This is a genomic window from Oceanotoga sp. (assembly GCF_030445905.1).
Taxonomy (GTDB): Bacteria; Thermotogota; Thermotogae; order Petrotogales; family Petrotogaceae; genus Oceanotoga; species Oceanotoga teriensis.
The window spans coordinates 1-13,660 of record NZ_JASUSU010000038.1; the positions used below are offsets into that span (position 1 = coordinate 1).

General features: G+C 25.4%; 13 protein-coding genes. 5 read left to right on the forward strand and 8 right to left on the reverse strand.

Translation table 11 applies throughout. The annotated features are described in order from the left end of the window. Nucleotides 1–170: 170 nt before the first annotated feature. The 3 genes from dnaK to PWP28_RS10485 form a co-directional block, all read right to left on the reverse strand. Nucleotides 171–1,997 carry a molecular chaperone DnaK gene (dnaK, locus tag PWP28_RS10475; protein WP_109603917.1) on the reverse strand — a complete coding sequence of 609 codons (1,827 nt, stop codon included), beginning with the start codon at nucleotides 1,995–1,997 and terminating at the stop codon, nucleotides 171–173. Nucleotides 1,998–2,178: 181 nt separating this feature from the next. Further along, nucleotides 2,179–2,970: a nitrilase-related carbon-nitrogen hydrolase gene (locus PWP28_RS10480; protein ID WP_308644704.1), complete on the reverse strand. Its 792-nt coding sequence runs from the start codon at nucleotides 2,968–2,970 to the stop codon at nucleotides 2,179–2,181. After that, on the reverse strand, nucleotides 2,963–3,508 hold the full coding sequence (locus PWP28_RS10485; protein WP_109603919.1) for a 5-formyltetrahydrofolate cyclo-ligase: 546 nt from the start codon (nucleotides 3,506–3,508) through the stop codon (nucleotides 2,963–2,965). Before PWP28_RS10485 ends, PWP28_RS10480 begins: the two co-directional genes overlap by 8 nt. A gap of 126 nt (nucleotides 3,509–3,634) precedes the next feature. On the opposite strand from PWP28_RS10485, the gene PWP28_RS10490 reads away from it, so the two are divergent. The 3 genes from PWP28_RS10490 to PWP28_RS10500 are packed head-to-tail and all read left to right on the forward strand — an operon-like array spanning nucleotide 3,635 to nucleotide 6,271. Beyond that, on the forward strand, nucleotides 3,635–4,462 hold the full coding sequence (locus PWP28_RS10490) for a PHP domain-containing protein (RefSeq protein WP_109603920.1): 828 nt from the start codon (nucleotides 3,635–3,637) through the stop codon (nucleotides 4,460–4,462). A gap of 11 nt (nucleotides 4,463–4,473) precedes the next feature. After that, complete coding sequence (locus PWP28_RS10495) at nucleotides 4,474–5,181, forward strand: hypothetical protein (protein WP_264149962.1); 708 nt, start codon at nucleotides 4,474–4,476, stop codon at nucleotides 5,179–5,181. Nucleotides 5,182–5,194: 13 nt separating this feature from the next. After that, nucleotides 5,195–6,271, forward strand: a complete 1,077-nt coding sequence (locus PWP28_RS10500; protein WP_308644705.1) for an alanine/ornithine racemase family PLP-dependent enzyme — start codon at nucleotides 5,195–5,197, stop codon at nucleotides 6,269–6,271. Here PWP28_RS10500 and PWP28_RS10505 read toward each other — a convergent pair. Then, a complete protein-coding gene (locus tag PWP28_RS10505) occupies nucleotides 6,250–6,459 on the reverse strand; it encodes a hypothetical protein (RefSeq protein ID WP_109603923.1) in 210 nt (69 codons plus the stop codon). The two genes, PWP28_RS10500 and PWP28_RS10505, sit on opposite strands and share 22 nt — an antisense overlap. Nucleotides 6,460–6,505: 46 nt before the next feature. Here PWP28_RS10505 and dnaB point away from each other — a divergent pair, with 46 nt between their 5' ends. Together dnaB and rnr are read left to right on the forward strand one after the other, a co-directional pair. Continuing rightward, nucleotides 6,506–7,882: a replicative DNA helicase gene (gene dnaB / locus PWP28_RS10510; protein WP_308644706.1), complete on the forward strand. Its 1,377-nt coding sequence runs from the start codon at nucleotides 6,506–6,508 to the stop codon at nucleotides 7,880–7,882. Then, the gene (gene rnr, locus PWP28_RS10515; protein WP_374045488.1) at nucleotides 7,872–10,112 is read left to right on the forward strand and encodes a ribonuclease R; all 2,241 of its coding nucleotides are present in this window, start codon (nucleotides 7,872–7,874) and stop codon (nucleotides 10,110–10,112) included. The genes dnaB and rnr overlap by 11 nt, the downstream gene beginning before the upstream one ends. Before the next feature lie 8 nt (nucleotides 10,113–10,120). On the opposite strand, the gene PWP28_RS10520 is transcribed toward rnr, so the two are convergent. Genes PWP28_RS10520 through PWP28_RS10535 form a run of 4 tightly spaced genes read right to left on the reverse strand, consistent with a single transcriptional unit; the run spans nucleotide 10,121 to nucleotide 13,576 of the window. After that, nucleotides 10,121–11,209 carry an alanyl-tRNA editing protein gene (locus PWP28_RS10520; RefSeq protein ID WP_264149965.1) on the reverse strand — a complete coding sequence of 363 codons (1,089 nt, stop codon included), beginning with the start codon at nucleotides 11,207–11,209 and terminating at the stop codon, nucleotides 10,121–10,123. An 11-nt stretch (nucleotides 11,210–11,220) separates the two neighbouring features. Then, a complete protein-coding gene (locus PWP28_RS10525) occupies nucleotides 11,221–12,150 on the reverse strand; it encodes an enolase C-terminal domain-like protein (protein ID WP_109603927.1) in 930 nt (309 codons plus the stop codon). A 53-nt stretch (nucleotides 12,151–12,203) separates the two neighbouring features. Further along, the gene (locus tag PWP28_RS10530; RefSeq protein ID WP_264149966.1) at nucleotides 12,204–12,809 is read right to left on the reverse strand and encodes a hypothetical protein; all 606 of its coding nucleotides are present in this window, start codon (nucleotides 12,807–12,809) and stop codon (nucleotides 12,204–12,206) included. 17 nt (nucleotides 12,810–12,826) lie between these two features. After that, nucleotides 12,827–13,576 carry a diguanylate cyclase domain-containing protein gene (locus PWP28_RS10535; RefSeq protein WP_308644708.1) on the reverse strand — a complete coding sequence of 250 codons (750 nt, stop codon included), beginning with the start codon at nucleotides 13,574–13,576 and terminating at the stop codon, nucleotides 12,827–12,829. Nucleotides 13,577–13,660: the final 84 nt, after the last annotated feature.

The following is a 13,660-nucleotide window of genomic DNA, read 5'->3' on the forward strand; positions in this document are numbered from 1 at the left end:
AAATTAAATAATAAAATGAATAAAATAAGAAATACATTTTTTATTATAAATTTTTTATTTATATCCATAAGAATCCCCCGTATAAAACAATATTATAATAAATTATACCTTAAGAACTTTTTATTTCAAAATAAAAAGTAGTGTGTTTTAAACACACTACTTTAAGAATATCATTGTTGAGGTTGTTGAGGATCTTGATAATCATTAGGTCCTTGAGGATCTTGAGGGCCTTGACCATTTTGTCCATTTTGACCATATATTTGCTGACCTATTTTCATTGATTCTTGTTTTATTTCATCAACTAAAATTTTAATTTTACCTATATTATCTTCAGCAAGAGCATCTCTCAAATCTTTTATTTTTAATTCTAAATTAGATTTTACATCTTCTGAAATCTTATCTTTATTTTCATTCAAAAGTTTTTCCATTTGATAAGCTAAATCTTCAGCTTGGTTTTTAAGCTCAATTTCTTCTCTTTTTCTCTTATCTTGTTCTTCATATTCTTGAGCATCTTTAATCATTTTTTGAATTTCATCAGAATTTAACTTTTGTCTTCCAGTAACAACCATAGATTGTTCTTTGTTTGTACCTAAATCTTTTGCTGAAACATTAACAATTCCATTTGAATCTATATCAAAAGTTACTTCTATTTGAGGAACTCCACGAGGAGCAGGAGCTATTCCAGTTAATTTAAAACTACCCAATAAAGCATTATCTTTTGCAAGTGTTCTTTCACCTTGAAATATTCTAACTTCAACTTCTGGTTGAAAATCTACTGCAGTAGTAAAAGTCTGGGATTTTTTTATAGGTATTTTAGAGTTTCTTGGAATTATATTTTGAACTAATCCACCCTTTACTTCTACACCTAAAGATAAAGGAGTTACATCAACTAATACAATATCTTTATCTGTATTTCCTGTCATAACTGCCCCTTGAACAGCAGCTCCCAATGAAACTGCTTCATCTGGGTTTACTCCTTTATTAGGTTCTTTACCAAAGAATTCTTTTACAAGTTTACTAACAGCAGGCATTCTTGTAGAACCACCAACTAAAAGAACTTCATCTATTTCATTTACAGAAAGACCGGAATCTTTCAATGCATTTTCCATAGGAATTCTTGTAGCTTGAATCAAATCGCCAACTAAATCTTCGAACTTAGATCTTGTTATTTTCTTTTCTAAATGAAGAGGTTGACCATTGGCTACAGTGATAAAAGGTAAATTTATTTCAGTTTCAAGTTTAGAAGAAAGTTCTATTTTTGCACCTTCGGCAGCTTCTTTTAATCTTTGAATTGCTTGTTTATCTTCTCTCAAATCCACATTATGTTCTTTTTTAAATTCTTCTGCGAGAAAATCTATAAGTTTTTGGTCGAAGTCATCTCCACCAAGTTTATTATTACCAGATGTTGAAATAACTTCTATTATATCATCACCTATTTCCAGTATAGAAACATCGAAAGTACCGCCACCAAGATCATATACAACTATTTTTTTATCTCCTGAATTTGATTTATCAAGTCCAAAAGCAATAGATGCTGCTGTAGGTTCATTAATAATTCTTAGAACTTCTAAACCAGCTATTTCACCAGCCTCTTTTGTTGCCTGCCTTTGTGAATCATTAAAATAAGCTGGAACTGTTATAACTGCTTTTGTTATTTTACCATTCAAATAATCTTCAGCATCTTTCACTAATTTTTTTAATATAAATGCACTTATTTGTTGTGGAGAATAAGATTTATCATCTATTTTAACAATATGATCAGTACCCATATATCTTTTTATAGATCTAACAGTCTTATCTGAATTCAATACAGCCTGTCTCTTAGCTGGTTCTCCAACTATAATTTCACCATCTTTTGTAAAAGAAACAATAGATGGTGTTGTTCTTTTGCCTTCTGAATTTGGAAGGATTTCAACATTTCCATCAGGTTTCATCCAAGAAATTGCTGAGTTCGTTGTACCTAAGTCTATACCTACTACATATTCTTTTTGACTCATAGTTAAACCTCCTTTTACATCTTAACATTTTCAATAATATTATACTTTAAAAAAAACATTATTTCAACCCATTTCAAAAAAAACAGAAAAAGGACATAATCGTTATTAAAATTTAATTTAAATTTATTTAAATGTATTTGTTTCTAAAATTTATATCACTTGTAATAATAGAGTGAAAAAATCAATAAAAATTTTCTTTTAAATCGGAAAATATATTATTATAATCATTTAAATATTTATTTCTTGACAATTTTTCGTCTATTGAAAATGTTTTTAATTCAAAAGAATCTTTTGAGAATCTATTTATAATTTCTCCATTTGGAGATGTTAATTGACTCATACCTGTAAAATTATATGAAACATCATTATTTTTTTGTTCTCCATAAGTATTTGAAGTTGCAATAAAAATTTTATTCTCAAGGGCTCTTGTTTTTGAAGCTTCTTGGCAATAGGGCATTACAAGATTTGATGGATGTAGTATTATATCGGAGTTCATTTTACTTAATTTTCTAAATGACTCTGGAAAAAACCAGTCAAAACATATAGCTATACCATACTTTATATTATCCACTTCGACTACTTTAAAACCAGTATTTCCATTATCAAAAAATAATTTTTCTTTATAAAATAAATGAGTTTTTCTATAAACTTCTATATTCCCGTATTTTGTTATCATGCATGCAGAATTGTAATATGAATTATTTTCCTTTTCAACAAATCCATATACTATATTTAAATTATTTTTTAAAGATAAATTTTTTAAGGTTTTAAAGACTATTCCTTGATTTTCCATGGGAGATTCATAGACATATTCTAACTCATTTTTATTTTTAAAAGAATATCCTGTAAAAGCTAATTCAGGCAAAACTAAAGTTGTATCTTTCAGATTTTTTATAGCGTTTACAACAAAATCTAAATTTTTCTTTTTTTTCAAAAATTCTATTTTATATTGTAATATACTTACATTAAACATTGCATTTCACCACCCTTTTTTCTGAAATTATATAATCTAATTTTATATCATGATTTTCTGATTTAATATTTTCAATTATTTGAAAATCAAAACAAAATCCTATTAAAACACTTCTTTGATTTAAATCAAAGAATTTATCATAAAAACCTCCACCGTATCCAATTCTTTCGCCTTTTATGTTGAAAGCCAAACCCGGTATAATATAATAGTCTAAAGAATTATTTATAGTATTGTTAAATGGTTCAGAAATCCCATAATTACTTTTCAATAAAATAGAATCTTTAGAAAATTCATGAAAATTCATATATTTATTTTTAACTTTTGGTAGATAAAAATATACATCATTCAAAAGATCTGTTAATAACAAAGGATTTATTTCATTTCTTATAGGATAAAATAAACCAATACTTTTTGGCTTTTTATCTTTTAAAAAATTTAATACATTTATACAAGCAATTTTAGAGTTTTTTATAATTAATTCATTTGAAAGTTTATTTCTTTTTTCTTTTAATTGTTTTCTAATTAAAGATTTTTGCATGGTTTCCTCCTTAAATTTAATTTTTAAAATTTCGAAGTAAATTAATTATAACAAAATTATGTTATAATAAAAAAGGCTATAATAGATAATTTAAAGCGAATAGCTTTTTAAAAGGAGATGCTTTTTTTGTTATTAGATTTACATTGTCATAGTACATTTTCAGATGGAACTAAAAATCCAGCGGAAATAGTTAAAATTGCTAAAGAAAAAAACTTAGAATACTTATCTTTAACAGATCATGATAATACTAGAGGTATAAAAATTGCTCATGAAGAAGCAAAAAAAAGTGGAATTAACTTTGTTACTGGGGTTGAAATAAGTTGTGAATATCCTACTATGTTAGATATGTTAGGTTATGGAATGAATATTTATGATGAAAAATTTCATGATACATTAGAAAAACTTTTGAAATATAGAGAGGATAGAAATATACTTATGATTGATAAATTTAAAACTCTCGATATAGATATAAATATTGAAGAAGTTCAGAAAGAAGCTGGAAGTAAAGTTATAGGTAGACCTCACTTTGCAAGAGTTTTAGTGAAAAAAGGTTATGTTAATAATAAAGATGAAGCTTTTGATAAATATCTTGGAGATGGTAAAAAAGCTTATATGCCTAAAAAAAGACTAACTCCAGAAGAAGCTATTGATTTAATAAAAAATGCTGGGGGATATCCAGTTTTAGCACATCCAAAATATATAAATCTTAAGTCTAAAGATTTTATTAAACTTGTTAAAAAGTTGAAAAATATTGGATTATCTGGAATAGAAGTATTTTATAGTAAACATTCAAAGGGAGAGATAGAATTTTTCAAACAAGTTGCAATTGAAAATGATCTACTTATGACTAGTGGAAGTGATTTTCATGGTGAAAACAAACCAGATATTTCTCTTGGTATGAGTGTCGAAGATAAATATTTAGAAAAAACAATAAATACATTATTTAAAAGTTAAGGGGGAGTTGTATGAATTTAAATTATCCTGTTATAGTACTCGGAAATGGACTGGGGGATAAGAAAACACCTTCTTATAGTTTAAAAGCTTTTTTGCAAGATATAGATTATGGTGCTGATGGTATAAATATAAATTTAAAAAAGTTGAAAGATAATTCTTTAATAGTTTGGGATCAAGATTATATAGATTATAATGATGAAAAAAAGTTTTTAAAAGAAATTGATTTTAAAGAAATTTCAAAAATAAAAGTTCAAAAACAAAATAGATTTGTATCTTTAGAACAACTTTTTATAAAAATGCCAGAAAATATTCTTTTCAATATTAATGTTGAAGAAGATTATTTAGAGTATGTAATAATGTTAATAAAGAGTTTTAATGCTCAAAATAGAGTTATGGTATCGGTATCTGATGCTGATTTAATAGATAAAATAAATTCGATCGATGAAGAGATATTTATAGGCTTGAATTATTCTACTGAAATTAGAACACAAGATTTGATGAATAAAAAATTATATTCTTTGAATATAGATTTTAATAAATATAAACAAAACATTGAAAAGATAAAAGATCAATCTTCTTTTATAAAAGAAATAAATATAAAAGTCATGATAAATAATTTAATAGATGAAAATTATATAAAAAATCTTAAAGGATATTATGATTTTTTTTCAACAAAAAATGTAGAAAAATCTGTTGAAATACTTTCCAATATATATTAAAGGAGGAATATGGGTGTATCCAAGAATTATTTTTGATGGGGAAAAATTAATACAAAATTATAAAAATATAGAAAATAAACTCAAAGATAAAAAAATAGACCTTGCATTAGTTACAAAAGTTATATGTGCAGATCCAAATATCATAAAAATATTTGAAGAAAATGGAGCAAAATTATTTGCAGATGCTCGTCTTGATAATATATTAAAGATGAAAAAAAATGGTATAAAAGGAAAATTCATGCTTTTGAGAATTCCTATGATATCAGAATTAGAGAAAGTCATAGAGAATGTAGATTATGTTTTAATCAGTGAATTAAAAACCTTAAAAAAATTAGGAGAAATTTCATCTTACAAAAATAAAAAAATAAAAGTAATATATATGATAGATCTTGGAGATTTAAGAGAAGGTGTATGGTATAAAACTTCTTTAAATGAATTAATAAGAGCTTCAAAAGTAAAAGGGATAACTTTAGAAGGAATAGGAACGAATTTAGGTTGTTTTGGAGGAATTCTTCCAGATGAAAATAATATGAAAGAAATTGTTTTAATAAAAAATGAATTTGAAAAAAATACTGGAATAAAATTAAACTTGATTTCTGGAGGAGCGACAGCAAATCTTCCATTGGTAGAAAAAAATAAACTACCTATAGAAATAAATAATCTAAGAATCGGTGAAGCTATTTTTTGTGGAACTGATGTTACAAATAACAGGAAAGTTCCTGGAGCCGTTCAAGATGCAATAACTTTAGAAGCTGAAATAGTAGAAATAAAAGATAAACCATCTATTCCAGTTGGAAATATTGGATTAGATGCTTTTGGAAGAAAACCAACATTTGAGGATAAAGGTATTAGAAAAAAATGTATAATTGCTGTTGGTGAACAAGATATAGATCCAAAAGGATTGAAACCAAAAGATAAAAGCATACAAGTTTTACATTCGAGTTCAGATCATACAATACTTGATATAACAAATTGTGAAAAAGAATATGATATAGGAGATATAATATCCTTTGAAATGTCTTATTCATGTACTTTGAAAGCTTCTACGAGCGAATATGTGAAAAAGATTTATAATAAACCCAATAAATAAGAAATTATAAATATTATAATGCTTGAAGAAATCAATATAATTCCTTTTTTGTCAAATTCCTTTACTTTTAATGTATCTGCTTCTTTTTTGCCTTTTCTTAACTCTTTTGCTGAAGATACAAAATAAGTTATAGATAGTAAAAAAGTTATAAAAGCGATAAAAAATAGTATATTTAAAATAGTATTCAAATTAATCACCTCAGATTTTATTATATCACAGTGAGGAGGTAGTAAATTGCAAAATGAATCATTTAACCCTCCAAATAGTCTTGAAGCAGAGGAATCGGTTTTAGGAAGTATTTTTTTAGATCCATCTGTTATTGAAGATATTATGGAAGAAGTGAGATGGCAAGACTTCTACTATGAAAAACATAGACTCATTTTTAAAGTTATAGAAACACTTTTTATAAATGCATTACCTATAGATGTTGTTACTGTAATTGAAAGACTGAGAATGGATAATCTTTTAGATAAGGTTGGTGGAGAAGAAACAATAATAAATCTTGCCCAAGCAGTTCCAACAACCGCAAATGTGATGTATTACTCCAATATTGTAAAAGAAAAAGCTTTACTTAGGAATCTTATAACGGCATCTTCTGAAATTGTTGAATCCATAAGAACAGTTGGAGATGCACAAGAGATACTCGAATATGCTGAGAAAAGAATATTTGCAATAGCTGAGGCAAGGGCTACAAGAACATATGATCTTCTTGGAAATATAATACCTGATGTTGCAGATAATATAGTTTATTTAAAAAATCAAGCTGAATCTGGCAATCTTGGCGTTGTTACTGGAATTGGTACAGGATTTCATTCATTAGATAAAATGACATCTGGGTTTCATAAATCAGATTTAATAATAATAGCGGCAAGACCATCTATGGGAAAAACTTCTTTTGCTTTGAATTTAGCTTCAAATATGGCTTTAAAATATAAAAAAGGAGTAGCTATATTCAGCCTTGAGATGTCTAAAGAACAACTTGTAAATAGAATATTATGTTCAGAAGCTATGGTTGAAATTCAAAAAGTAAGAACAGGTCAAATAAATGATGAAGAATGGACTAAAATTACCAATGCAGCAGGTAATTTACAAGATTCAAAACTTATTCTTGATGATGAACCAGGGCTTGATTCAAGAACTTTGAGGGCCAAGGCCAGAAGAATAAAAAGAGAATTTGATGTTGATGTTATTTTAATAGATTATTTACAGCTTATGCAAGGAAGAAAAGGTGGAAATGACAGTAGACAGCAAGAAATTTCTGAGATTTCGAGATCCTTAAAATTACTTGCAAGAGAACTTGGAATAACTGTAGTAGCTCTTTCACAGCTTTCAAGAGCTGTAGAACAAAGAGAAGATAAGAGACCTCGTTTAGCAGATTTAAGAGAATCTGGAGCTATAGAACAGGATGCCGATATGGTTATGTTTTTATATAGGGACTCTTATTATAAAAGAAAAAAAGAAGATGGACAAGAAAGACTTATTTTAAATGAACCTCATGAATCAGAATTAATAATAGGTAAACAAAGAAATGGTCCTGTTGGGACTATAAAGTTGATGTTTAATCCAGAATTGGCGACTTTTTATGAAATTGATAGATCACATGATATATAGTGGAGGTGATTTAGTGGTAGATATTGAAAAGAAAATAATAGAAATAATAAAACATAAACCTGTAATATTGAAAAAAATTTATGAATTACTACAGGCAGAAAATAAAGAAGATAGAAGATTGATAAGAAAAACAGCAAAAAAAATGTTGAGTGATGGTATAGCTTATAAAGATTCGAAAAATAAATATCATCTTGTTTCATCAAAACAAGTTGTGGGCACTATAGAATTTACAAAAAGTGGGAATATGGCATTTTTAAGCGACAAAAATGGAGATGAAATAGCTATAACTGTTGAAAATTCATTAAATGCCATGCATAAAGATAGAGTTTTAATTGAAAAAATTGGTCAATGGAGAGACTTACCATCTGGTAGAGTTATAAGAATATTGAATAATGAAATTGAAAGAATTGTTGGTCAATTTCAAAAAAAGAAAATGTTTGGCTTTGTAATTCCTCTTAATGGAAAAATAAATTATGATTTTTATATATCACCTGAAAATATGAACAATGCAAAAGAAGGTGAAATTGTTGAGGTTGAAATATTAAAACATAAATCTAAAAATAAAAATCCAGAGGGTAAAATAATAAAAATACTTGGAAAACCTGGAGATCCATCTATAGATTTACCTATAATAATAACAAAGCATGGTCTTCCAAATCCTGGAGAATTTCCTAAAAAAGTTATGGAAGAAGCTTTGAAAATACCAGAAAAAATTTCTAAAAAAGAATTTAAAGGAAGAAAAGATTTTAGAGATCAATTAATATTTACAATAGATGGAGATACCGCAAAAGATTTTGATGATGCAGTTGGATTAAAAAAATTAAATAATGGAAACTATGAACTTGGTGTTCATATTGCTGATGTATCTCATTATGTGAATGACAATTCGGATTTGAATAAAGAAGCTTATAAAAGAAGTACAAGTATATATCTCATAAATACTGTAATTCCAATGTTACCTCATGAACTTTCAGATTGGATATGTTCTCTCGTTCAAGATGAAGATAGATTAACTATGTCTTTAATAATGGAAATAAACAAAGATGGAGATGTTGTAAAATCTAATATATATAATGGAATAATAAATTCAAAAAAGAGATTAACCTATTCAAAAGCGAATAAAATTCTTGAAAATAATGCAGATGAAAATTTAATGGAAGAAATAGGATTTTTAAAGGAAACATTAGAAAGTATGAAAGAATTAATGTATATAATAAGAGAAAATAGAAAAAGAAGAGGTTCAATACTTGATATTGAAAGTGGAGAAGTCTATTTTGAATTTGATGAAAATGGTTATGTAAAAGATATTTTAAAAAGAGAAAGAGGTATTAGTGAAAAAATAATTGAAGAATTTATGATAAAAGCAAATGAAACAGTTGCAGAATTTTTTGACATAAAAGGTCTCCCTTTTATATATAGAGTTCATGAAAATCCTGATGGAGAAATGCTAATACAATTAAAAAACTATTTAGAAATACTTGGTATAAAATTTAAAATACCAGAAACAATGCATCCTAAAGTATTACAAGAAATATTAGAAAAAACAAAAGATCATCCATTGAATGAAAGTATTCAAAAACTTTTAGTTAGATCTATGAAAAGAGCAATATACTCAAATAATAATATAGGCCATTTTGGATTAGCGTCTAATTCTTATACACATTTTACATCTCCAATAAGAAGATATCCAGATCTAATAGTACATAAAATGTTAAAAAAATATATAGAAGGAAAAAATGACCTAAAAAAACAAGATATAGAAAAATATTCAAAAATATTACCCGATATATCTGAAAGTTGTTCAAAAAAAGAAAGAGTTGCAGATGAAGCAGAATGGGATTTAATAGATATGAAAAAGATAGAATATATAAGAAAGCATATAGGAGAAAAATACGAAGTTTTTGTTACTGGCGTTACTAAATTTGGGTTATTTGTTGAAATTCCGGAAAAAATGATAAATGGACTAATTCATATTTCTGAACTTGATGATTATTTTATATACAATGAAAGAGATAATAGTTTAGTTGGAGATAAGACTAAAAAAACTTATAGAGTTGGAGATAAAATAAAAGCTGTAGTTGTAAAAGCCGATAAATTAACACTTCAAGTGGATTTTATACCTTATGAGAATTATATAAAAATAAATAAAAAAAATACTAAAAATTATTTCAATAAAAAAAATAAAAATGGAAATAAAAAAACATTCAAAAAAAAAGGTAAGAACAAATAAGTTCTTACCTAATTATTTTTTATAACATTTATTATCGAATTTATTGAAATATCTCCTTTTATGTTTCCTCTATTTTTAGATCCTCCACCTTTAATATTATAATCAGTTTTTAATTTGTTTATTAAATCATTGATATTAATATTTTCAGAAAAAATACTTATTTGATCATTATACTTATATATAAAAACTTTTTCTGTTAAATCAATATAATTAAAAGCAAACTCTGCATGATTATTTTCATCTTCAAAAAATATAATATCATCATCAATATTATTTAAATTTTCTCCAATTACTTTAGAATAAAGTTGCTTTAAATTTTTTAGATCTTTTATCAATTCTTTATTTTCGTTCAAAAGATTATAAATTTTTGATTTTGAGTCATAAATAGATGTACTCAAGTCATTTGAAATTGATTTTAATGTTTTATGTAAAAAACTAAAATATTTTAAGGCTCTATCACCAGAAAGATAATATATTCTTAAAAGATTCCCTTTTATTTTTTCTATATTTATTATTTTTAATAATTTTAATTCTGAAGTATTTTTTACATGAAATCCTCCACAAGCTGAAATATCTATGTTTCCAATTTTTATTAATCTTATATCATCTTCGATCTTATCAGATATTTTTTTTCTCAAATTAAATTTTGAGATATTATTTTTATCAGTTAAAATCTCTTCAACATTTAGTGATTCTAAGACATAATTTGAAAAAATTTGTTCGATTTCTGTTATTATTTCTTCATTCAGATTGTTTAAATCAATATCAATAGAAGAATATTCTTCAGACATATGAAAACTCAATGTGTCGATATCAAATTTATCTTTTAATATTGCTGATAAAAGATGCTGAGATGTATGTTGTTGAGCTATATCAAATCTATTATTTTTATCTATTAAATATGAATGAATACCAGGTGATAATTCATCTGTTATATCAACACCATCTTCATAACTTTTTAAAACTTTTATATTATTTATAAAACCTCTATCTCCAAGTTGCCCACCTTTACCATCAGGATAAAATGGATTATTTTTTATTTTTACATTATAAAAATTCTTTAATTTTTTAATAGATAAAATTTCTAAAGTATTCAAAATAATTCCCCCTATTTAGAAGTTTTTACAATATAATTATCAATATTTAAATCCACAAAATTAAAAGAATTTTTAATTTTTTTAGACCAATTAATATTATAAGGATGTTCTAATCTTGTAGATATAACGGTCTCAAATCCAAATAATTCAGATATGTTTAAAGCTTTTCTCATATTCAATAATCCACCCATTTTAGTTATATCTAATACTAATCCTTGCCCTTTTAATTTCTTTATATTTTCCATATTTTCTATAGATTCATCCCAAAATATAGGTAATTCGTACATATCATAAATATTATCTTCACTTCCAGGTTTGACAGGTTGCTCAAATCCTATAATAGATAGATCTTTTAAAATATTATAAACACGTCTAAATTCATGATAATTTAAAAAACCTCTAAAATCAAACCATAAATCATATTTTCCAAATAATTTTTTTATATTTATAATATCTTTTAAATCAGGTTTTTCTATAAATTCAAATTTTAATGTATTTTTTTTATCTAAATTTAAAGAATATATATTTAAATCTTTTTTCCAATAAACCCTTTTAAGGGTTTCCTGATATGTATTGTCTTTTTTTGTATATAATATTTTTGAAATATCTATTGAATTTTTTTTGATTAAATAATCTGAAATAGCTAACAAAACAGCTGTTTTTGCAGCATGTTCTTTTTTTATGATAAATTCTAAATCTGTCTGAAAATCATATAATTCATTTAAATCATCAAAATTTTCACTAAATCTTCTCAATGATTCCACTACAGCCATAGTTGTTTTAAAGGTTTCTCCAAAATTTTTATAAGGAGTTGCACTTCCTAATCCTTCAATACCATCTTCGTCGATTATTTTAAATACTATGTGTTCTTTCCATTCCATATTTAAATTTTTTAGTATAGATCTCTCTTGCCAATAAAAAACATCTCTTTTTCTAATCATAAGAACCTCCAAAAAATTTAAAGGGAAGCGATAAGCTTCCCAAATTATTATTTTTATTTCATTATTATGAGCCAAATATAAGAAATTATTAATCCAAGTATAGGGGATAAAATTATTTCTTTTTTTCTGAATTTTTCGAAGAGATATTTATATATAATTCCAATAATTCCAGAAATTATAGCGAATAAAAAATTCTGAGATAAAATGAATATAAAGATGACTAACCTTTCAGTTGTCCCTGCTGTATCTTTCTTTTCTCTTGGATATATTTCAAAGATTCGAAATATATAAGTTAAAAAACTTGTAGTTATCATCAAACCTAAAATATATAGTTGAAAATTATTAGTTAAAAAAGATCCTTCCAAATGACTTTTAAAAATATAATTTAGGATGAAAAAAATTATCAAGCCGATAAATTCAAATAAAGGAGTTGTATTCTTTTTAATTCTAATCAAATCAAATAAAATATGAATGATAAAAGATAAAATTAACACATAAAAACTTTTAGAATTTAAAAGCTCAAAATTAAAAGATAAAAAAACTACTGCAGCCCATATTAAGTGTAAATAATAAGTTTTTTTGTTCAGAAACTTCTCGGAATAAACATTAGAGAAAGCAAAATCTGTTATAAAATGACTCAAAAATATATTTAAGGGCACCATCAAACCTCCTTAATTCAAAGAAAAGCCACATCTCCTCTATTTCCCTCAGAAATATATAAGGCTTTTTTTAATTTTTCTAAAATTTTGTTTAAATCTTCATTTGGATTACTTACTTCTGTTATTCCAAAAGCTAATGAGATATTTCTATAAGAAGATTTTATTTTATTAGATCTTCTTTTTATTCTTTCACAGGCAATTTCAGCGTTTCTTAATTCTGTAAATGGAAGTAAAATTCCAAATTCCTTTCTTGAAATTTTCATTACTTCATCTGATTTCCTTGTGGAAATTTTTATCATTTTATAAATGTCTTTTACTGTTTCATCAAGTTCTATTGAAGAAAGATTATTTTTATGTTTATAAAAATCTAAAACTGAAACTAAAGCCAAAGAAAATGAACCTCTACTTCTATTTAATTTCTCAAGTTCATTTTTAATTCTTTGTTTGAATGCTCCTCTACTACCTCTGGCCATTACAAAATAAATAGCATTTTGTATCTTTAACCTTATAAGATCTTCATCAAATTTTTTTAATATAAAATCTATACCATCGTACTTAAACAGCTGATTTGAGTTTATGTTTTCTATCGTATTACTAACTACTATATGAGGAAAAGAATAATTGAGAGTTTCTTTAACTATTGCAAAATCAGAATTAAAAACGTCTTCTTTTTCCACCTCAATATTGTTTTCATCTAATATTTCTAAAATTTTTTCTTTTGTTTCCCCCTCGTCAATATCCATGTATGTCGAATATAAAGAATTCATAAACATCACTCCACCTTTTAAAATTTATTAAGAAAAATTATAATATATTAATTTTCAATAAAAATAGATTAATTAACCCAAATA

What these genes read in the sequence shown, in the direction of transcription:
- dnaK (WP_109603917.1), bottom strand. Translation starts at nt 1,997, where the DNA reads ATGAGTCAAAAAGAATATGTAGTAGGTATAGACTTAGGTACAACGAAC.
- PWP28_RS10495 (WP_264149962.1), top strand. Translation starts at nt 4,474, where the DNA reads ATGAATTTAAATTATCCTGTTATAGTACTCGGAAATGGACTGGGGGAT.
- PWP28_RS10535 (WP_308644708.1), bottom strand. Translation starts at nt 13,576, where the DNA reads ATGAATTCTTTATATTCGACATACATGGATATTGACGAGGGGGAAACA.
- PWP28_RS10480 (WP_308644704.1), bottom strand. Translation starts at nt 2,970, where the DNA reads ATGTTTAATGTAAGTATATTACAATATAAAATAGAATTTTTGAAAAAA.
- PWP28_RS10485 (WP_109603919.1), bottom strand. Translation starts at nt 3,508, where the DNA reads ATGCAAAAATCTTTAATTAGAAAACAATTAAAAGAAAAAAGAAATAAA.
- rnr (WP_374045488.1), top strand. Translation starts at nt 7,872, where the DNA reads ATGATATATAGTGGAGGTGATTTAGTGGTAGATATTGAAAAGAAAATA.
- PWP28_RS10525 (WP_109603927.1), bottom strand. Translation starts at nt 12,150, where the DNA reads ATGATTAGAAAAAGAGATGTTTTTTATTGGCAAGAGAGATCTATACTA.